General features: G+C 69.6%; 14 protein-coding genes. 12 read left to right on the top strand and 2 right to left on the bottom strand.

Going from position 1 to position 20936, the window contains the following annotated elements:
* Positions 1-334 precede the first annotated feature (334 nt).
* The 5 genes from QHF85_RS36885 (at position 335) to QHF85_RS36905 (ending at position 9838) form a co-directional block, all read left to right on the top strand.
* Positions 335-2077, top strand: a complete 1743-nt coding sequence (locus QHF85_RS36885) for a hypothetical protein (protein WP_281332103.1) — start codon at positions 335-337, stop codon at positions 2075-2077.
* Positions 2074-5127, top strand: coding sequence for a hypothetical protein (locus QHF85_RS36890; protein WP_281332104.1), 3054 nt, complete (start codon positions 2074-2076; stop codon positions 5125-5127). Before QHF85_RS36885 ends, QHF85_RS36890 begins: the two co-directional genes overlap by 4 nt.
* 109 nt (positions 5128-5236) lie before the next feature.
* Positions 5237-7933, top strand: coding sequence for a DNA mismatch repair protein MutS (mutS, locus tag QHF85_RS36895; protein WP_281332105.1), 2697 nt, complete (start codon positions 5237-5239; stop codon positions 7931-7933).
* Between the two features lie 258 nt (positions 7934-8191).
* On the top strand, positions 8192-9115 hold the full coding sequence (locus QHF85_RS36900; RefSeq protein WP_281332106.1) for a serine/threonine-protein kinase: 924 nt from the start codon (positions 8192-8194) through the stop codon (positions 9113-9115).
* A 177-nt stretch (positions 9116-9292) separates the two neighbouring features.
* A complete protein-coding gene (locus QHF85_RS36905; RefSeq protein ID WP_281332107.1) occupies positions 9293-9838 on the top strand; it encodes a hemerythrin domain-containing protein in 546 nt (181 codons plus the stop codon).
* Between the two features lie 40 nt (positions 9839-9878).
* On the opposite strand, the gene QHF85_RS36910 is transcribed toward QHF85_RS36905, so the two are convergent.
* The gene (locus QHF85_RS36910; RefSeq protein WP_281332108.1) at positions 9879-10376 is read right to left on the bottom strand and encodes a DUF2752 domain-containing protein; all 498 of its coding nucleotides are present in this window, start codon (positions 10374-10376) and stop codon (positions 9879-9881) included.
* 2 nt (positions 10377-10378) lie between these two features.
* Positions 10379-11596, bottom strand: a complete 1218-nt coding sequence (locus QHF85_RS36915; RefSeq protein WP_281332109.1) for a zinc ribbon domain-containing protein — start codon at positions 11594-11596, stop codon at positions 10379-10381.
* A gap of 473 nt (positions 11597-12069) precedes the next feature.
* On the opposite strand from QHF85_RS36915, the gene nuoE reads away from it, so the two are divergent.
* Genes nuoE through QHF85_RS36950 form a run of 7 tightly spaced genes read left to right on the top strand, consistent with a single transcriptional unit; the run spans position 12070 to position 20797 of the window.
* Entirely contained in the window at positions 12070-12549 is a 480-nt protein-coding gene (gene nuoE, locus QHF85_RS36920) for an NADH-quinone oxidoreductase subunit NuoE (protein WP_281332110.1), read from the top strand.
* A 4-nt stretch (positions 12550-12553) separates the two neighbouring features.
* Complete coding sequence (gene nuoF / locus QHF85_RS36925) at positions 12554-13906, top strand: NADH-quinone oxidoreductase subunit NuoF (protein WP_281332111.1); 1353 nt, start codon at positions 12554-12556, stop codon at positions 13904-13906.
* Positions 13903-14502 (top strand): NADH-quinone oxidoreductase subunit J, encoded by a 600-nt coding sequence (locus QHF85_RS36930; RefSeq protein WP_281332112.1) that lies wholly within the window; start codon positions 13903-13905, stop codon positions 14500-14502. Before nuoF ends, QHF85_RS36930 begins: the two co-directional genes overlap by 4 nt.
* On the top strand, positions 14499-14807 hold the full coding sequence (gene nuoK / locus QHF85_RS36935) for an NADH-quinone oxidoreductase subunit NuoK (protein ID WP_281332113.1): 309 nt from the start codon (positions 14499-14501) through the stop codon (positions 14805-14807). The genes QHF85_RS36930 and nuoK overlap by 4 nt, the downstream gene beginning before the upstream one ends.
* Before the next feature lies 1 nt (position 14808).
* Positions 14809-17412 (top strand): NADH-quinone oxidoreductase subunit L, encoded by a 2604-nt coding sequence (gene nuoL / locus QHF85_RS36940; protein WP_281332114.1) that lies wholly within the window; start codon positions 14809-14811, stop codon positions 17410-17412.
* Positions 17409-19268: an NADH-quinone oxidoreductase subunit M gene (locus tag QHF85_RS36945; protein WP_281332115.1), complete on the top strand. Its 1860-nt coding sequence runs from the start codon at positions 17409-17411 to the stop codon at positions 19266-19268. Before nuoL ends, QHF85_RS36945 begins: the two co-directional genes overlap by 4 nt.
* Positions 19265-20797: an NADH-quinone oxidoreductase subunit N gene (locus tag QHF85_RS36950; RefSeq protein ID WP_281332116.1), complete on the top strand. Its 1533-nt coding sequence runs from the start codon at positions 19265-19267 to the stop codon at positions 20795-20797. The genes QHF85_RS36945 and QHF85_RS36950 overlap by 4 nt, the downstream gene beginning before the upstream one ends.
* Positions 20798-20936: the final 139 nt, after the last annotated feature.

Raw genomic sequence — 20936 nt, forward strand, 5'->3', positions numbered from 1 at the left:
TGGTCCTGCAGAGAGGGGGCGGACAGCTTGAAAAACTTTCCCCGCATCGACTGCGCTTCGCGCAGTCGATGCCCAGAGGTCCAGGGCTGGCGCTGCAAAGGGGGGCGGACAGCTTGAAAAACTTTCCCCGCATCGACTGCGCTTCGCGCAGTCGATGCCCAGAGGTCCAGGGCTGGCCCTGGTCCGGGTCCAGGGGTGGACAACCCCTGGTCGGGTCCGGGGTGAAACCCCGGCGCGACGCTTCCGCGATGAGCTCCCGCCGTCCTGGACATGGCCGGTCCAGCGGCCGGGCGCCTTGCTCTGCAGGGGGCGGCAAACTAGGCTGCGCCGCGCCATGTCGCCCGAACCTGTCTTCCGTCGCCCGAGTGCTGCGGGCTTCTTGCCACGCCGGGCGCGGTTTGCGTCTGCCGCGCTGGTCCTCGCTGCCTCGGGCCTCGTCGGCCTTGGAGGTTGCTTCTCGGTTGCTGACGGTTTGCCGCCGCCTCGCGATGCGTTCTACTACCCGACGGGCCTCGTGGCTTCGCCGGGACGAACGGCGCTTTACGTGGCGAACTCCGATTTTGACCTGCAATACAACGGCGGCACGGTCCTCGCGCTCGACCTCGTGAAGCTTCGGGGGGACACGGACAAGCTTCGGCAGGCGATCCTCGATGCGGCCCAGAGCTCTGCGTCGACTGCGGATCCGATGGCCGCGGCTTGCAAGACGGTGGGCGTCGGGAGCAACGACAACACCACGCTCTACCCGGGGCCTTGCGGGCCGGTCGCGCTTGCTCCGTACTTGCAGGATGGCAAGGTTGCGACGATCGGCGCGTTCGCTACGGATGCGGTGATCGCGGTCCAGCCGGACCCTTGCAAGGATGGCCGCGGTGCGCGCCTCTTCGTGCCGGTGCGCGGCGATCCTTCGGTGACGTACTTCAACATCACCGATGACCGCGAGATCGTTTGCGATGGCGCTCCGCTGCCTGCTTCGTCGCCTTGTGGCGGCGCGATCTGCCTCGACTGCGGCGCTTCGTCGGCGGGGGGGCGGTGCTCGCGGGATTTCCTCGTCGGCCGTGATCCTTCGGACAGCCAGCGTGAGCTCACGTTGCCGGTCGAGCCGTTCGGCATCGCGGTGGATGATCGTGGCGAGTCGATCGTCGTCGTGCATCAGACCGAGCAGACGGCGAGCCTCATCGTCAACCGCTGGGCGAGTGAGCCTGCGCTCGAGCATTACCTCTCGTCCTTGCCGCCGGGCCCGACGGATGTGGCGAGCGTCCCGATCCCGCGGTTCGTCGAGGAGAACCGGGAGACGAACCCGATCGACTACACGCCTGCGTTCGGCGTGAGTTACCGCTCGTCGCCGGTGTTCGACCTCCTGCGGTACAACGGCGATACGGGGTCGAGCCCGGCGCGGCCGTTCGTCACGCGGGCGGCTTCGGTGCGGATCGGGACGACGGCGAGCTCGGCGGACTCGCGTGGGGTCGCGATCGACGGGACGGAGCGGCGCGCGTGCGAGGATGCGTGCCCGACGGGGGCTGTGCGGAACGACTGCTTGCGGGCCTGCGTGGAAGAGCATCCGCTCGGGATTTACATGGCGAACCGTGCGCCGGCGGCGCTCGTGATCGGGCAGATCGCGACGAAGTTCACGGAGCGGGAAGGGGCGAACGGGCCGGAGGTGACGGGTGCGTTCGAGGAGGTCTCGTTCCACGACTCGGTGCCGCTCGCGTTCGGCTCGTCGCGCGTGAAGATGGGACAGGTGATCGGCAAGGACGGCAAGCCCGCTTGGCGGGTCTTCGCGGTGGCCTACGATTCCAGCTTCGTCTTCTCGTACGACCCGGTTGCGCGGCGCGTGGACAGCATCATCAAGACGGGCCGTGGTCCGCACGCCCTCGCCTTCGACACGGAGCGGATGCGGGACGACGCGGGGAACCTGGTCCTCGACGCAGAGGGCAACCCCATCTGGTACTCGACGATGTACGTCGCCCATTTCACGGATTCGTACGTCGGCGTCGTGGACCTCGACATGCGGAATCACGCGACGTTCGGGGAGATGTACATGACGCTCGGCAAACCGGTGCCGCCCAAGGAGTCACAATGAAGCGGCGTTTTTCTCATTCGACCCTCGGCGGCCTCGCGCTCGCCACGCTCGGTTTGCCGCTCGCGCTCGTCGCGGGTGGCGGGTGCCAGACGCAGACGGTGCCGACGGCGGTGCGCGCCCTCGAGCGCTCGGGCCGCGTCTCGTTCCTCTGCCTCGGCGCTCCGGGCGTCGGCACGACGCCGGCGCTGCCCTACGAGAAATGCGGCGGCACGCGGTTCGCGACGCCGAACGAGTACGGCGTGTCGGGCGAGGTCACGACCCAGCCGCACCTCTACGCGCTCGTGACGCAGACGACGCGCGGGGAGGTGGCCGTGGTCGACATGAACACGAAGGTCGACTCCGTGCTCGACTCGAACCCGCGCGTGCCCGGCGCGAACTTCCTGCCTGTTGGCGCGCAGCCTGTCGACATCGTGAGCACGGCCGGCAGCACGGCGGCGTTCGTCGGGGTCGCCGAGGCCGGCCGGGAGGGGATTTTTGCCCTCGCCGCGAAGGACATCCGCGTCTGCGCCACCTGCGCGCCGAAGACGCTGTCGAGCTGGCCCGCCTGCGCGCTGCCCGGCGCGCCTGGCGAGATGCTCGTCATCAACGATCCGGCGAACGACGCGGACGAGGTCCGCGCGCGCTGCGACGACACGACGTATTCGAAGCCGCGGGAGCCCGAGCCCGACGGCGCTGGCGGTTACCTCGTCGACCTCACGCAGGAGGGCTTTGGCCGGCCGAAGCTCGTCGTGACGATCCCTGATCTCGGCGCGCTCGCCGTGATCGACGCGCAGACGCTCTTCGACGTGGAGCGCGAGGCCGACGGGACGCCGAAGAAGGACCCGGAGACGGGCGAGCTCGTGTACGTGCACGCGCCGGGCTCGTGGAAAGAGTGCCCCATCGATCGCTGGGTGCCGCTCGAGGTGGATCTGCCGGTGCAGGGCCCGTCCGCGCCGCCGCCGACAGGGGCGGCGTGCGTCGCGCCTCCCGTGCCCAAGCCTGCGCCCGCGCAGGCGTTCGACGCGCGCCCCGCGGGGATCACGACGGCGGAGAAGCGGCTCTTCGTCGGCGATCTCGACGCGCCGGTCGTCCACGTGCTCGACATGAAGACGCCTTGCGAGCCGATCGAGCGGGAGTCGCTTCTGCCGACGTCGCTGCGCGAGCCCGAGCGGGTCGTGACGACGAGCCAGCTTGCCGCGTCGCCGACGCTCGCGGGCTCGCTCGATCAGTTCCTCTACGCGATCGATGATCTCGATGGCAGCGTGATGGTCTTCGACATCGCAAAGGACGCGACGTCGCGCAGGCCCCTCACGCGGCCCCACCCCGAGTGGACGCCTGGGCAGGCGCCCGATCGCGTGGAGTTCGGCGTCCCGGTGCAGGACCTCGTGATCATCGAGCACGACAACCCGCTGCCGATCCCGTCGACGGGCGCGGCGCCGGAGGGCGTCCGTTGCAGCCCGGATCCGGATCTCACGGTCTGCACGACGACGTCGACGTCGTGTGATCCCGCGACGCTCTACCGGACGAGCGGGACCTACGAGACCGGCGCGGGGCCGACCACCTTGCGCGGGGCGTTCGCGTACGTGGTGCTCGGCACGGGGCAGATCGCGGTCGTCGACATCGACGATTACGACGCGCTTTGCCGCGCGCCGGCGATGTACACGTATCTCTACGGCTGCCCGCCGCCCGGCGCGCCGGCGGATCTCGAAAACGAAGAGGGCCTCGCGAGCTCGGGCGAGATCTCGTGCAACGTCGTCGTGCCGCACACGCCGCGCAGCGCGAACTACGTGCGGACGAGCGATCAGACGGGCCAGAACCAGCCCGGCCTCGCGGGTTTCCCGTTGCTGTACAACAAAGACGGGACGCTCCAATCGACGTTCGATCCTGGAGGGCCGGTCATGCGCGCGACGGTGCCCGCGCCCAAGGACGCGAGCGAGGCGATCCCGGCCGCGCATTTCAGGATCGCCGTGGGCGCGTCGCTTCCGGTGATCGATCAAAAGACGGGGCTCACGACGAACGCCGGGGAGCTCGAGCACACGATCGTGATGAATTTCGAGGACCCGCGCGCCCAGACCACGAGCCAGGGCTTCACGATCACCTACGAGGGGTCGCTACCGGGCTTCACTGGGAAGGCCGGCCGGCTCGATCTGACGGGCGGCCCGACGCCGTCGCTCTCCGACGCGGCGAGCCGCTTCTGCGATCAGGGCGTGCTCGGGGAGCGCGCCTGGGCGGAGATCCTCGCGAGCGAGGGGGATCCGAAGGCCGCGACGAACGCGAAGGCGCTCGCCGATTACGTGCAGATTGTCTCGAGCATCCCGGAGGAAGACGACGTTCACTGGGCGAGCCAGGAGACGCAAGGGGTTTGCACGTACCAGCAATGCAAATCGACGTTCGGCGTGGCGGAGGTCCCGCAGCTGACGCGCGACATCCGGATCTTGGAGTCTTATCAGGACCGCCTCGAGCTCGGCACGTCGCGTGTGCAGATCCCGAACACGGCGACGTCGGACGCCAACGACACGATGCCGGTCCCGCCGGAGCTCTACGAATGCTGCTTCCCCACGCTCGTCGGGTTCAACATTCGCGTGGGCAGCCAATGGTCGGTCGTCGGCGAATCGTCGGGCTTCATGCACCACGTCATCCCGTCGCCGGAGAGCATGGGGGCGACGCCGCTCGGCGCCTGCCGCAATTCGTGTGATCCGACCCGCGCTCGGGAAAATGGCCGCGTGCGCGCCGCTCCGAACGACACGGTGGTGAAGGACGGCGACGTCTTCGCGTTCATCAATCCCTTCTTCCGCCTGGCCATCAACGATCCGGCGCAGGGGAACGATTTCGACGCGGATCCAAACTCGAGCGCGATCAACGGCCCGCCGCGCGATACGTTCTTCCAGTTCGCGGTGCAGGGCAACTTCCGCCCGCTCACCCTGAACCTCGCGTCGAACACGACCGAGATCCAGCCGCAGGCCATCACGTTCGTCCCCTCCACGGGCGAGCTCGCCATCACCGACGGCTCGCTCGAAGGCCTCCTCCTCGTCTCGGCGCGCCGCCTCGGCCTCACGCGACAGTATTATTGACCCAGGGTTCGTCCGCGGATCCTGAACGGGTGTAGAGGTCCGTGGTTTTTCCGGGGCGCCCTGGACAAACGGAGCGGACCCACCGGGCAAACCATGGTAAGGGGGGGCCGTGCAAGCGCGGAGCAACGGCAAGAAGATCACCCCGGTGATGCGGCAGTACGAGGAGGCGAAAGCTGCCCATCCCGATGCGATCCTGTTTTTCAGGATGGGGGATTTTTACGAGATGTTCCGGGAGGACGCCGTCATTGCGGCGCGCCTCCTCGACATCACCCTCACGAGCCGGAACAAGGGGAATCCCGACGAGGAACCGATGGCCGGTGTGCCCCATCACGCGGCCGCCGGATACGTCTCCCGCCTGCTCGCCTTCGGCCACAAGGTGGCGATTTGCGAGCAGATGGCCGATCCCGCGACGGTGAAGGGGATCGTGCCGCGGCAGGTGGTGCGGGTGATCACGCCGGGGCTCGTGACCGATACGGAGCAGCTCGACGCGCGGGCAAACCACTACCTCGTCGCCGTGGACAGCGAGTCCGGCAATGCGGAGCGCGGGATTGCCCTGCTCGATCTTTCGACCGGAGAGCTCTCGGCCGGGACCATTCCCGATCTCGCGTCCTTGCTCGCGGAGCTCGCCCGGTGTGATCCGCGGGAGGTGCTCGTCGGCGGAGGGCTCGACCCGGATGTGAAGAAGGGCGCCGCGCTGGCGGCGCCTCGCGCGGTGCTGCGGGACGACGAGCCGCTCGACGATGGAGACGTGGCGGCGACGATCGACGGGGCGGTGGCGGAGCCGATCGCGGCGGAGGCGGCGTCGACGTTGCCGCTGTCCGGGCGGCGGGCGGCGGCGCGGGCGCTCCGGTTCGCGCACAAGTGCACGCCGGGCACCCCGCTGCCCGTGCGGAGGATCGCGCCGTACGACCCGACGGGGGCGATGCGGATCGACGAGACGGCGCAGGTGCACCTCGAGATCGTGCGAGGCGCGGACGGGTCGCGGAAGGGGACGCTGCTCGAGACGGTGGACGCGACGGTGACGCCGGCGGGGGCGCGGCTCCTGCGGCGGAGGTTGCTCGCGCCGCTGCTCGACGTGGCGTCGATCCGGCGGCGGCTCGACGAGGTGCAGGCGTTCGTGGAGAACCCGCGGGCGCGCGGGGAGCTGCGGGAGGCGCTCGCGCGGGTCGGGGACCTCGAGCGGCTGAGCGTGCGAGCGGTGCTGCGCGAGGCGACGCCGAAGGATCTCGGCGCGCTGCGGGATGGGCTGCTCGCGGCGCCGGCGGCGGTGGCGGCGACGCGGTCGATCCTGGATACGGCCGGGGGTTTGGGGGCAGAGCTCGGCTTGTCCGAGCGGAGCCCCCAACGTTCGAAGGACGAGGTGCGTGAGCTCTTCGGCGCGGAGGTGGACACGCTGCCCGAGCTCGCGGCGAAGCTCGCGGCGGCGCTCGTCGACAGGCCGCCGGCGCTCGCGCGCGAGGGCGGGTTCGTCCGGGAGGAGTACGACGCGGACCTCGGCACGCAACGCAGGCTCGCGCGCGGCGGCGCCGAGGAGATGACGAAGCTCGAAGCGGAGCTGCGCGAGAAGACGGGCGCGGGGTCGTTGCGCATCCGCTTCACGCGGGTGTTCGGCTGGTACATCGAGGTGACGAAGACGCACCTCGGCAAGGTGCCGCCCGACTTCCGGCGCAAGCAGACGGTGGCCGGCGGCGAGCGTTTCACGAGTGATCGTCTCGACGAACTGGCGGATGGACTGGAGAACGCCGAGTCGCGCGCGCTCGCGCGGGAGACGGACATCTTCGAGGGGCTCGTGCGCCTCGTGGCGGAGAACGCGGAGCGGATCCGGAGGCTCGCGCGGACGCTCGCGTCGTGGGATGTGGCGGCGGCGCTCGCGGACGTGGCGCATCGGCAGGACTACGTGCGGCCCGCGGTCGACACGGGCGAGGCGCTCGTGATCGAGGGCGGGCGGCATCCGGTCGTGGAGCGCCTCGCCGCGGCGGGTCGCTTCGTGCCGAACGACACGACGCTCGACCTCGGCGGCGATCGGCTGTGGCTGCTCACGGGCCCGAACATGGCAGGCAAGTCGACGCTGATGCGCCAGGTCGCGCTCATCACGATCCTCGCGCAGGCTGGGAGTTTCGTTCCTGCGCAGGCGGCGCGGATCGGCGTCGTGGATCGGGTGCTCTCGCGCGTCGGCGCGAGCGACAACGTGGCGCGCGGCGAGAGCACGTTCATGGTCGAGATGCGCGAGACGGCGACCATCCTGCGCGACGCGACGCGGCGATCGCTGGTCATCCTCGACGAGATCGGGCGCGGCACGAGCACGTACGACGGGCTCGCGATCGCGTGGGCCGTGGCCGAGCACCTCTACGACGCGGTCGGCTGCCGCGCGATGTTCGCCACGCACTACCACGAGCTGACGGAGCTCGCGCAGCACGGGCCCGGCGTGGCGAACTGGTCTGTCTCGGCGCGCGAGCACGGCGGCGACGTGGTCTTCCTGCACAAGCTCGTGCGAGGGCCGGCGAGCCGCAGCTACGGCGTCGCGGTCGCCCGGCTCGCGGGCGTGCCCGAGCCGGTGCTCGCGCGCGCCAAGGCGATCCTCGCGACGCTCGAAGCGGGCGCGCCGCTGCCTTCGGGCAAACACGCGACGATGCGCGGACGCACCCGGCAGGGCTCGGTGCAGCTCGATCTGTTCGCGAAGGCGAAACCCGACACGGATGCGGCCGCGCCCGTCCTCGAAACGCTGCGCGCCGTGGAGGTCGAGCGTTTGACGCCGCTCGACGCGCTCACGTTCGTCGCGCGCCTGAAGTCGCTCCTGCCCTCCTGATCGCGCCGGAAGAGGCCGCGAGAAAAAGCAAGCGATCCGGCTCGGCGGGTCCGCGGGGACCTGCTCATCTGTAGCGGGGACGTGCGCTGACCGTCCATCTTGCGCAGGGGAACGTTGAGGACGGTCCTGATTCGAGAAGGGCAAGGTGCGGATGCACTTTTCGGGTGATTCCTGACGGGGAGCGTGCAGAAATGACCTGCTGCCCCGATCATGACGTCTCCGAACTCCACCGCAGGATTGTCCCGGGACCTCCTCCCGATGCCCGACGCTCCGTTCCCCGGCCCTCAGGGGGATCAGGGAGCGCCGTACGTGCCGGGCTTGCTGCTCGAGGGTGTCGTGGCCGAAGGCGGGATGGGGCTCGTCTACGCGGCGCGCGAGATCTCGACGGGCCGGCGCGTGGCGCTGAAGACGTTGCGGCTCTGCTTCGCGAACGACGAGGGGGCCCTCGCACGCTTCGAGCGGGAGATCTCCTTCACGCGTCGGGTCGTTCACCCGAACGTGGCGCCGGTGCTCGGCCACGGGCACATGAGCGACGGGCGGCCGTACTACCTGATGGAGCTTTACCGAGGCCGGACGCTCGGCGCCGTCGTGCGTGAGGACGGGCCGCTCTCGATCGGGCGCGCGCTCGAGATCACGGACCGGATCCTCGCCGGGCTCGAAGCCGTGCACGCGGCGGGGATCGTGCACCGGGATCTCACGCCGGAGAACGTCCTGCTCACCGAGGAGCCCACCGGCGAGACGCGGGTGCTCCTGCTCGACTTCGGCTTCGCCCACGAGCCAGGTGTGGACACGGGCGACGGGGTGACGTCGGACAGCCGCGGCGCGCTCGTGGGGACGATCCGGTTCATGTCGCCGGAGCAAGTGACGCGGGGCCGCGCGATCACGGCGCAGAGCGATCTGTTCGCGACGGCGCTGCTGCTCTACTACGCCGTGTCGGGGAAGCTGCCCTTCCGAGGGGAAGGGGATCTCGACGTGGCGGTGGCGACGGTGCGCAAGGCGCCGGTGCCGCTGCGCGCGGAGAACCGCAATGTGCCGCGCGCGCTCGACGTGCTCCTGTCGCGCGCGCTGGCGAAGCACCCGGACGCGCGGTTCTCGGGCGCGGCGGAGATGCGGCGCGCGCTGTCCGAGATGCGGCGCCCGCGCGCGAAGGTCGCCGGGGCGGCCGCGGCGCTCGCAGGGTAGGAGATCCCCCGCCATGCGTGGGGGGGGCGGCGCGGCATCGAGCACGCCGTGCCCGCCCGCCGTGGGCCCGCTCCTTGCCATAGTCGGCCGCGCTGCGCGGCTTTCGCTCACGGTTCCGCCCGCGGGCGTTGACGCGGAAGAGCGCCGCCGTAGCGACAGGCTTGGAGGAGAGGGCTCATGGATGCACTCGATCTGTTGGAGCAACAGCACCGCGACGTCTGCGCGCTGCTGTCGCGGCTCGCGGAGGCGTCGCCGGTCGGCGTGGGGAGCGAAGAGGCGTTTTACGCCGCGCTCCGCGCCGTCGAGGCGCACGTCCGCGTCGAGGAGGCGTACGTCTACATCGCGTGCGCGAGCAGGCTCGGCGACGACACGAAGGTGCGCGAGGCGCGCGAAGAGCACACGCGGATCCTGGACGCCGCGCGTATGGCGCTCACGACGCCGCGTAGCGCGCCGCAGTTCGCGGCCATGATCGCGGCGCTGCGCGAGCGCTTCGAGAAGCACGCGGACGTCGAGGAGGACGTGGTGTTCCCGAAGCTCAAGCGCAGCCTCACGGACGAGGAGCTCGACGTGCTCGGCGAGGAGATCGAGCGCTCGTACAACCGGCTGCTCGCGGGCGCGGACGACGCGCGCGGAGTGAAGACGCGTCCCGCGGAGGACGTGTCCAGGGCGGAGCCGCACCTGCGTCGAGGCCCGCGCAGGCCGGCGCCGCGCGGGGCGATCTGAGGCGCGAGAGATCCTTGGTGGTGCAACGAATGCGGCCCGGCTAGACGGCGACCGGGCCGCCGAACGCGCCGAAGAAGCGCGCGAACCAGACCGCGATCATGGCGACGGCGAGGACGATCGAGCCGAGGGTGACGAGGCGCGACTGCTGGAACGCGAACGTGTACCAGCGGCCGTGGCGCACGTAGTTGTAGCTTCCTTGCAGCACGACGAGCGCGACCACGGGGACGATCGGGATCACGAGCGGGTGGAAGTGGACGGCCTCGCGGAGATCGCCGGTGGCGAGGGCGAGGGCGGCGCGCGTGAGGCCGCAGCCGGGGCAGGGCTGTCGCGTGATGAGCGCGAACGGGCAGAGCGGGAAACGCACGGCGACCGCGACGGCGAAAACCGCACCGACGACGGCGAGGCGCGCGGCGCGGCCGAGCACCGAGCCTTGCGGGCGCGGCGCGGCGCGGCGAGCGATGGGGGAGGGGTACGGGGCGTGAACGGGGGCCGGGGCGACGACGGGTTCGTCCGCGCGTCGCCCCGGTTCGTCTTGCACGATCAATCCGCCGCGTTCGGATCCCAGACCTGGTTCAGGTCCTTCGCCAGCGCGTAGGGGAAGAGCAGGAGATACATCACGAGGCCCTGCGCCTGCGGGTTGCGCGATCCGGCCATCTGCTTCGCTCGCGTCACGAGCTCCGGCAGCTTCAGGATCATGAGCAGGTTCAGGATCGGGACGAAGAGGTGCCACGTCTGGAGCGACTCGTCCTTCGTGTAGGCCTTGAGCTCGTTCAGCATGCCGTAGCCGCCGAAGAGGTGGTACATGCCGCAGCAGAAGAGCGTGCCGAGCAGCGCGGTCATCGGGTTGCGCGTCGTTCCGCGCATGCCGCCCATGCCGCCGCCCTGCGCGCCCATCATGGCGCCGCCGCCCATGCCCATCGGAGCGCCCATCGCGCCGCCGGGGTACTGGCCGGGGGCCACCATGGCGCCCGCGGGAGGCGCGCCGTACGCGCCGCCAGGAGGCGCGCCGTAGCCGCCGGGAGCGCCCATCGCGCTCGGATCCCCGGGCGGCGGGCCGTAGGCGCCGGCAGGCGGAGGAGCGCCGTATCCGCCCGCGGGAGGCGGAGGAGCGCCGTATCCGCCCGCGGGAGGCGGAGGCGCGCCGTAACCGCCCGCGGGAGGCGGAGGAGCGCCGTATCCGCCCGCGGGAGGCGGAGGAGCGCCGTAGCCGCCGGGAGGCGGGCCGCCCATGGGTCCGCCGGGCGGAGGCGCGCCGAAGCCGCCGCCGGGGGGCGGTCCCGCGGGGGGCGGGAACGCGCCGGGCGAGGGCGGGCCCGGGGGCACGCCGGGCGGGTTTGGCGAGGGAGGCGTGAAGTTCGGGATCTGATCGATCGCGATCGTGCTCCCGAGGCCGCCCTGCGGCTCGAATCCGCCGGCCGGGTATCCCGGCGGGGGCGGAGGCGCGGCCGGCGGCGGGGCTGCCGTCGGGCCGAGGCCCGCAGGCGGAACGCCGATCACCGTGCCCGCGAGGCCCTGATCGCCCAGCGTCGGACCGACGGGCGGCAGTCCCGGCGGCGGCGGTGGCGCTGCGGCTGGCAGCGGCGCCATCGGCGGCGGCGCCGGCGGCGGCATGGCCCCCGCGGGCGGCGTCGGGGGCTGCTGGCTCATCAGCATCGTCCCCTTGAACTTCGGCGCGGCTGCTCCTTTGATGTTGAAGCCGCACTTCGTGCACGTCGTCGCCGACTCCGAGTTTTGTGTCCCACAATTCGGACAGAACACGAACCACCTCCCGAGGCGCCGCGCGTCATTCGATCATCTGCGAAGGGCGCGAGGCGGCCGGCAGCGTAGTGGAGGTCCGCGTCAATTCTCAAGCACAACGCAAGGGGTCGTCGGAGATCGATCGGCCGGCGGGGTCGGGCTCTGCGAGCGAGCAAACCCGCGCGTGCCCTGCGGAGCCTCTGGCCGCATGAAACGCAGTTCTTGCGGGGTGTGCGCGGGCGCATCGTGACGGCCGAGAAAAAGAGAAAGATTCGGCATGGCGAACGGCGCGCCTTGACACAACCGGGGGTCGCTCACTAGCGTGCGCGCGCCTGCAGAAGGGGCCCGAGCGAAACGCGGGCAAAACCCTTCGGGCGGCTCGCTCCTTCTTCAGTCTGGCTCGTGGCCAGACGGAGAGGCTCGAAGTCGAGCACGAGGACACGTGCTCGCTTGCCGCCGCCTCGATCCACCCCTAGCCCTGCTGGCGAACGAACATGACGAAGTTCGCACTGTCTCCCGACCGCGAGAAGCACGTCGAAGAAATCCTCTCGCGTTACCCGAACCGCCAGGCGGCCTGTATCCCCGTCCTCCATCTCTGCCAGGAGCAGAATGGCTGGATCTCCGACGAAGTCGTCGAGTGGGTGGCGGCTCGGCTCGACCTGTCGGCCGCGCACGTGAAGGGCGTGGTGACGTTCTACACGCTCTTCAACAAGGAGCCCGTGGGCAAGCACCAGGTCTGGGTCTGCCGGACCTTGAGCTGCGCGCTCCGCGGCGCGGACGACATCCTCCACCACTGCGAGAAGCGCCTCGGTATCCACGTCGGGCAGACGACGAAGGACGGGAAGGTGACCTTGCGGACGGCGGAGTGTCTCGCCTCGTGCGGCACTGCGCCGATGATCCAGGTCGACAAGGACTACTACGAGAACCTCACCACGGCCGAGGTCGATCGGATCCTCGACCGCCTCATCAAGTGACCCCATGCTGCGACAAACGACGTATCTGACGAAGCGGTATGGCGTCCCCGAGGGGTGGACGCTCCCCGTGTACGAGCGTGACGGGGGCTATCAACAGGCCAAGCGCGCGCTCTCGATGCCCCGGGAGGCCCTCGTCGACGAGATGAAGGCCGCGAACATCCGCGGGCGCGGCGGCGCGGGCTTCCCGATGGGCGTGAAGTGGAGCTTCATGCCGTGGCCGCCGAAGCCGGAGAAGCCGCACTACCTCGTCATCAACGCCGACGAGGGCGAGCCCGGGACGTTCAAGGACCGGACGATCATGGAGCTCGATCCCCACGCCGTGGTGGAGGGCTGCATCATCGGCTGTTTCGGCATCGGCGCGCACGCGGCGTACATCTACGTCCGCGACGAGCTGCACCTGTCGAAGGCGCGCCTCTGGGGCGCGATCAAGGAGGCGCGTGCCAAGGGCTACCTCGGCGCGAAGCCCTTCGGGATCGACTACCCCGTCGAGGTCTACGTGCACACGGGCGCCGGCGCGTACATCTGCGGTGAAGAGACGAGCCTCTTGAACTCGCTCGAAGGCAAGCGCGGCGAGCCGCGGCTGAAGCCTCCGTTCCCCGCGCAGTCCGGCGCGTTCGGCATGCCGACGACGGTGAACAACCTCGAGACGATCGCGGCGGTGCCGGTCGCGCTGGCGATGGGCGGCGACGCCTTCTCCAAGCTCTCGGACCTGCACGATCAGAAGGACGGCGGCTGTCGCCTCTACGGCGTCTCGGGCCACGTGAACACGCCTGGCGTCTTCGAGGCGTGCGTGGGCCTGACGCTGCGCGAGCTCATCTACGACCTCGGCGGCGGCGTGAAGGGCGGCGAGCTGCTCGGCGTGATCCCCGGCGGTTCGTCCTGTCCGATCCTGCGGCCCGACGAGGTCGTGAACGCGCCGGACGCGAAGTCGCCGCTGCACCGCTGGCACGGAAAGAACGTGCTCGACGTGCCGATGGGCGTGGAGACGTACCGCGCGCTCGGGACGATGCTCGGCACGTGCTGCGCGATCGTGCTGAACAAGAACACGGACATCGTGCTCGCGATGCACAACCTGATGCGGTTCTACCGCCACGAGTCCTGCGGCCAGTGCACGCCGTGCCGCGAGGGCAGCGCGTGGCTCTTCCGCATCCTCGATCGGATGGTGCAAGGCGAGGCCACGATGGAGGAGCTCGATCGGCTCCACGAGATCGCCGACAACATCATGGGCAACACGATCTGCGCGTTCGGCGAGGGCACGGCGATGCCCGCGCTCGGCTTCCTGCGCAAGTACCGCAAGGAGTTCGAGGAGCACGTGCGCACGAAGGGCAAGTCCGGGACGGGGAGGCTCGCGCTGTGAACAAAGTCGAACTGGCTTACTTCGGCCTCTGTTCGGTCATCGCGCTGCTCGGCGGGTTCGTGACCGTGGGCGCGAAGAACCCGATCCGCGGGGCGATGGGCCTCCTCTCGACGATCATCGGGATCGCGGGTCTCTACCTGATGCTGGCCGCCGAGTTCCTCGCGGCGATCCAGCTGCTCGTGTACGCGGGCGCGGTCGTGATCCTTTTCCTGTTCGTGATCATGCTCCTCGGCCCGTCGGCGCAGTCGAAGCGCGACGCGCGGGGCGCGGTGGCGCGCTACGTGGGCGCAGCCGCGCTGCTCGTGAGCGGGCTCGGCGCGATGGTGCTCGTGATGCGCACGCAGTCGGGGACGCCGACGGCGCTGCCGGCCGTGCCGCCGCAGTTCGGCACGATCGAGTCGATCGGGCATGAGCTCTTCTCGACGGCGCTCGTGCCGTTCGAGCTCTCGGGCGCGCTGCTCCTCGTGGCCGTCATCGGCGCGGTCGCGGTCGCGCGCGGCAAGCAGGTGGATCCCACGCTGCTGCCCGCCGCGGACGCGAAGCCGAGCGCAGCGCCTGCACCCACCACAGGCCAGACCAAGGAGGCGAGGTCGTGACCGTCCCGCTCGAGTACTTCGTGATCGTGGCCGCCGCGCTCTTCATGACGGGCGCGGTGGGCTTCTTGATCCGACGCAACCTGCTCGTGCTCCTGATGAGCATCGAGCTGATGTTGAACGCCGTGAACCTCACGCTGGTCGCCTTCAATCGCCAGCACGTGGGGGGCCACGCCGGGCAGATCTTCACCTTCTTCATCATCGCCATCGCCGCGGCGGAGGCCGCCGTCGGCTTGGCCATCGTCCTCGCGTTCTTCCGGCTCCGCAGCACGGTGCGCTCGGACGACGCCGATCTTCTGAGGAACTAGCGTGGAAGCCCTCAAAGCTCAGTTTCCCGCAACGAACTTCACGCTGCTAGCGGTCGTCCTCGCCCTGCCGCTCCTCGGCGCCTTCGTGAACGGCGTCTTTGGCAAGCGGCTCGGCAAGGCCGGCGTTCGCCTGATGGCCCTCTCGGCCCTCGGCGGATCGTTCATCGCGGCGCTCGCCACCTTCCTCCTCCTGCCGAAGGGGGAGGGCGGTGGCTCGCTCTCGTGGACGGCCTGGCGCTGGTTCTCGTTGAACGGGCGGATGGGGCAAACGATCCCCATCGACGTCGCCTTCAGCGTCGACGCGATGAGCGCGACGATGATGCTGGTGGTCACCGGCGTCGGGTTCCTGATCCACCTGTACTCGAGCGAGTACATGGTGAAGGACCCGGGCTACCACCGGTTCTTCGCGTACTTGAACCTCTTCTGTTTCGCCATGTTGACGCTCGTCATGGCGGACAACATGGCCGTGCTCTTCGTCGGCTGGGAGGGCGTCGGTCTCTGCAGCTACCTCCTCATCGGCTTCTGGTTCGGCGATGAGAAGAACGCGACCGCGGGCAAGAAGGCGTTCATCGTCAACCGCATCGGCGACTTCGGTCTGCTCGTGGCGATGGCGATCCTGCTCTATTACACGGGAACGCTGCGCTTCTCGGAGATCAACGCGAGCGCGCGGAACCTGCTCGATCCGGTCACGATCTGGCCCTTCGGCAACCTGCCGCTCGAGGGGCAGTGGGACGCGGCGAACCCGAACGCGAACGGGCTCTACAAGGCGATCGTGCACCTGTTCCTGCCCGAGAAGGGCGTGCAGGTCTACGCCTCGACGCTCGTGGGCCTCGCGATGTTCCTCGGCGCCGCCGGCAAGAGCGCGCAGATCCCGCTCTACGTCTGGCTGCCGGACGCGATGGCGGGCCCCACGCCGGTCTCCGCGCTCATCCACGCGGCGACCATGGTCACGGCGGGCGTCTACCTCGTCGCGCGCACGTCGGCCGTGTTCCTGATGTCGCCGGCCGCGATGGCGACGGTGGCGGTGCTCGGCTGCGCCACGGCGATCTTCGCCGCGTCGATCGGCCTGTTCCAGCACGACCTGAAGAAGGTGCTCGCCTACTCCACGGTGAGCCAGCTCGGGTTCATGTTCATCGGCGTCGGCGTGGGCGCGTTCGCCGCGGGCTTCTTCCACGTCTTCACGCACGCGTTCTTCAAGGCCTGCCTCTTCCTCGGCGCCGGCTCGGTGATCCACGCGATGCACGCGCGGATCCACGACACGGACAAGTCGCAGGACATCCGCAACATGGGCGGCCTGAAGAAGTTCATGCCCATCACGCGGTGGACGTTCCTGATCTCGTGCTTCGCGATCGCCGGCGCGCCTCCGCTCGCCGGCTTCTGGTCGAAGGACGAGATCCTGTGGCGCGCCTTCTCCACGAAGATCGTCGCACCGGAGGTCGCCCGTGATCCGCTCTGGACCTGGCCTTCGTGGCTCGGCCAGGCGATCTACTGGGTCGGCGTGGTCTCCGCGACGATGACGGCGTTCTACATGTTCCGCGCCTACTTCCTCACGTTCCACGGCGAGTTCCGCGGCTGGAAGATCGTCGCGGGCTGGAAGGAGCCGAAGCACGGCCATGACGATCATGGCCACGACGATCACCACGATCATCACGACGACGGCACGCCGCTCGAGGGGCCGAAGCCTCACGAGTCGCCGCTCGCGATGACGCTCCCGCTCATGGTGCTCGCGGTCTTCGCGGTCTTCGCGGGCTTCCTGATGGCCGAGCCGATCCACGTCGAGCCGCTCGGGCACATCCTCTCGCCGGTCTTCACGCGGGCGCACGACGCCGTCGTGCTGCGCGGCGAGGGCGTCGAGAAGCTCATGTGGCCGATGATGGGCCCCGGCGTGGCGGCCTTCCTCGCCGGCACGGGCGCGGCGATGGTCGTCTACCTGAACAAGGGCGGCGCGCCGGAGGAGTCGTTCAAGAAGGCGGCGCCGGGCCTCTACAGGCTCATCTACGACAAGTGGCGGATCGACGAGCTCTACGACGCGGTGGTCGTCGGGATGGTGGACGCGCTCGCGGACATCTTCACGGCCGCGGACAAGTGGCTCATCGACGGCGTCCTCGCGAAGCTCACGGCGGCGATCGTCGCGTTCTTCGGGACCGTCCTCCGCACGTTCCAGACCGGCCGCGTGCAGGTCTACGGCGCTGCGATGGCCATCGGCCTCGCGGGCGTGGGCTTCTTCCTGGTCCGGCCGCACGCCGACGCGACGGTCGACGATTCGAAGCTCCGCTCGGCCGGCGAGGTGGTCATCTCGGCGGCGCCCGGCCCCGGCTACACCTACCGCTGGGAGGGCACGGGGACGGAGCAGAAGGACTTCAGCGCGGCGCGCGAGGTCCGCATCAACGTCAATCCCGGGGAGACGAAGGACGTCAAGCTGCACGTGCGCAACGCGTTCGCGCAGGAGGCGACCCACTCGTTCGCGATCACGCGGCCTGGCCGCGGCTTCCCGTCCTCCGCGGCGCAACCTCCGCTCGTGCCTGGGACGGTGGTGCCGGCGGGCGGCGGTAGCATTCCTGCGAAGGACATCCCCGGGCTCATCAACCCGCGAGGCGCACAATGAGCCCGCTCGATCTCGTGTTTCAGTACTGGCCTGCGATCGGCGCGGGCATCCTCGGCGCGCTCGTCCCGCGGGGCGAGGCGTCGACGAAGCAGCGCGCCGGCCTGGGCTTCATCGCGGCCCTCACCACGCTCTTCGTGATCTGGCTCTGGCCGACCGAAGGCGCGGCGCAGGCGGCGCAGGCCCCGAACGAGTGGCCTCACCTGCTCAACCTGCTCATCGCGCTGCCCATCGTGGGCGCGGCGGCGGTGTTGTTCATCCCGCGCCAGATGCTCTCGACGCTCCGCGGCTTCACGTACGTGGTGCTCGGCATCGGGTTCGTCGCGTCGTTGTGGCTGCTCACCGTCCCGATGACCGCGGGCTGGCACTTCCAGTACATCAAGGACTGGATGCCCTCGCTCGGCATCCGCTACCACGTCGCGATCGACGGCATCAGCCTGTGGCTCGTGCTCCTCACGACGTTCGTCACGCCGATCGCGGCGTACGCGTCGTTCGGCTCGATCAAGACGCGCATCAAGGAGTTCTGCTTCGCGCTCCTGCTCCTGCAGGGCGGGATGATCGGCGCGTTCCTCGCGCTCGATCTCTTCCTGTTCTACGTGTTCTGGGAGCTGATGCTGGTGCCGATGTTCCTGATGATCGGCATCTGGGGCGGCGCGGATCGCGTGAAGGCGGCGATCAAGTTCTTCCTCTACACGATGGCCGGCTCGGTGCTGATGCTGGCCGCGATCATCTACCTCGTGTGGACGCACCAGAAGCTCACGGGTGACTTCTCGTTCGACTACCTCGCGCTCTCGCGCGTGGTGCTGCCGAAGAGCGCGCAGCTCATCTGCTTCTGGGCCTTCTCGCTGGCGTTCTTCATCAAGGTGCCGATGTGGCCGGTGCACACGTGGCTGCCGGACGCGCACGTGCAGGCGCCGACGGGCGGCTCGGTGATCCTGGCCGCCGTGATGCTGAAGCTCGGCACCTACGCGTACATGCGCTTCTCGATGGGGCTCTTCCCGGGGCCCGCCTCGAACCTGTCGGCGAACCTGGCGGGCGTGGCGATCCTGGGCGGCATCCTCTACGGCGCGCTGGTCGCGTGGAAGCAGCGGGACGTGAAGCGCCTCGTCGCGTACTCGTCGGTCGCGCACCTCGGCTTCGTGATGCTGGGGCTCTTCAGCGCGACGCCGTCGGGCATGCAGGGCGCGGTGCTGCAGATGGTGAACCACGGCGTGTCGACCGGCGCGCTCTTCCTCCTCGTCGGCGTCATCTACGATCGACGCCACACGCGCGAGGTGGACGAGTTCGGCGGTCTCGCGAAGGTGATGCCGCTCTACGCGGTCGTCTTCCTGATCGTGACGTTCGCGTCGGTCGGCGTGCCGGGGACGAACGGGTTCGTCGGCGAGTTCCTCGTCATCATGGGCACGTTCCTCTCCGAGCGGCTCGGCAAGTTCGCCGGGATCCACACGGTGGGCGCGGCGGCCGGCGTGATCCTCGCGGCGGTCTACATGCTCTACGTGGTCCAGAAGATGTTCTTCGGGCCGCTCACGAACCCGAAGAACAAGCACCTGTCCGATCTCACGGTGCGCGAGTCGCTCGCGCTCGCGCCGCTCGTGCTGATGATCTTCGTCATCGGGTTCTTCCCCTCGATCTTCCTCGATCGGATGAAGGAGTCGGTCCTGCTCCAGCACAACCAGTTCAAGGTCGTATCGGGCCAGGCGATCCTGTTCGCGGACGATCGGGACGCGAAGCTCCTGCCCGAGGACACGTTCTCGCCGGTGTTCCTGAAGGGCATGCCCAAGAAGGAGAAGACCGAGGAGCCGGCTCCCGGCGCGGACACGCAGGCGGCGCTCGGTGGTGAAGGGAAGGTGGCACAGTGAACGCGGGGCTCTTCCTCGGTCTGTCGCCGCTGCTCGTCGTCAGCTTCGGCGGCCTGCTCCTGATGGTGGCGGAGGCGTTCTCGAAGCGCCGCGTCGACGAGACGTCGGACGATCGGGACGCGGGTCCCTCGTCGGAGCTCTCGCTCGGCACGGCGGTGACGCTGCTCGCGGGCGCGGTGTTCGCCGCGGCGATCTGGTTCGTGGGTCCCGAGAAGCTCGAGGGCGCGTCGTTGGTCGCGCCCTGGGTGATCGTCGATCGCTTCACCCTGTTCTTCTCGTTCCTGCTCTGCCTCGGCGGCGCGCTCGCCGCGCTGCTCGCGGGCGGTTACCTGCCGGAGCATCGGCTCGATCGCGGTGAGTTCTACCCGCTCATCATCTTCTCGACCGTGGGCGCGATGATCCTCGCTGCGGCGGGTGATCTGCTCTCGCTCTTCCTCGGCCTCGAGACGATGTCGCTCGGCGTGTACGCGATGGTCGGCTTCCGCCGCGCCTCGCTGCGCAGCACCGAGGCAGCCGTGAAGTACTTCTTGCTCGGGTCGTTCGCGGCCGCGCTCCTGCTCTACGGCGGGGCGCTGCTCTACGGCGCGACGGGGCACACGGATCTCGCGGGCATCCGCGAGGCGATCGCGAACGCGCAGCCGGGCAAGGGTCCGAACTTCGCGATCGTGATCACGGCGGCGGTGCTCATCATCGTGGGGCTCGCGTTCAAGGTGAGCGCGGTGCCGTTCCACATGTGGACGCCGGACGCCTACGAGGGCGCGCCGACGCCGACCACGACGTACATGGCCGTGGCCGTGAAGTGCGCGGCGTTCGCCACGATGCTCCGCGTGCTCATCGGCGCCTTCGGCGAAGGCGGGCTCGAGTCGTGGGCGGCGGGCTGGCCTCCGGTCGTCGCGCTGCTCGCGGTGCTCACGATGACGGTGGCGAACCTCGTCGCGGGCCAGCAGGAGTCGGTCAAGCGCATGCTCGCGTATTCGAGCATCGCGCACGCGGGGTACGTGCTCGTGGGCGTCGTCGCGACGATGCGCGCGGGCGGCGACGCGCAGGGGAGCGTGATGTTCTACCTGCTCACGTACACCGTCTCGACCGTCGGCGCGTTTGGCGCGCTCATCCTGATGGGCAGCCGCGGCGCGGAGGCGGTGAGCTACGAGGACCTCGCGGGCGTGGGCAAGCGGCACCCGGCCGCGGGCTTCGCGTTCTCGCTCTTCCTGCTCTCGCTCGCGGGCGTGCCTCCGACGGCGGGCTTCTTCGGCAAGCTCTACATCGTCAAGGCGTCGATCGGCGCGGGGCTCTACCCGCTCGCGGTCATCCTGCTGCTGAACAGCGTGATCTCCGCGTACTACTACCTGCGCGTGATGGTCTACATGTACATGCGCGAGCCCGCGCCCGGCGCGCCCATCGCGAAGCCGATGCGCTCGGGGTACGTCGCGACGGCGCTCGTCGTGGCGGGCGTCCTCGTGCTCGTTCTCGGCCTGTGGCCGACGACGTCGCTGCAGATCGCGGTCGAAGCGGCCCTCGCCACGCGCTGACGGAGCGGGCCTTCGGGCTCGCTCCGCGCTCCTCGCTCTCCTCCCTCAGACAGGCTCCTTGCCCCGGCGACGGCTGTTTTGCAGCGTCGCCGGGAGTATGGCAACGAGGTTGACATGATCCGACAACTTGGTTGGCAGG

It is taken from the genome of Polyangium sp. 6x1, assembly GCF_029946515.1.
Lineage (GTDB): Bacteria > Myxococcota_A > Polyangia > Polyangiales > Polyangiaceae > Polyangium.

Coding starts and splice junctions, on each gene's coding strand:
- QHF85_RS36885 (WP_281332103.1), top strand. CDS start 335: ATGTCGCCCGAACCTGTCTTCCGTCGCCCGAGTGCTGCGGGCTTCTTG.
- QHF85_RS36890 (WP_281332104.1), top strand. CDS start 2,074: ATGAAGCGGCGTTTTTCTCATTCGACCCTCGGCGGCCTCGCGCTCGCC.
- QHF85_RS36900 (WP_281332106.1), top strand. CDS start 8,192: ATGCCCGACGCTCCGTTCCCCGGCCCTCAGGGGGATCAGGGAGCGCCG.
- QHF85_RS36905 (WP_281332107.1), top strand. CDS start 9,293: ATGGATGCACTCGATCTGTTGGAGCAACAGCACCGCGACGTCTGCGCG.
- nuoE (WP_281332110.1), top strand. CDS start 12,070: ATGACGAAGTTCGCACTGTCTCCCGACCGCGAGAAGCACGTCGAAGAA.
- nuoF (WP_281332111.1), top strand. CDS start 12,554: ATGCTGCGACAAACGACGTATCTGACGAAGCGGTATGGCGTCCCCGAG.
- QHF85_RS36945 (WP_281332115.1), top strand. CDS start 17,409: ATGAGCCCGCTCGATCTCGTGTTTCAGTACTGGCCTGCGATCGGCGCG.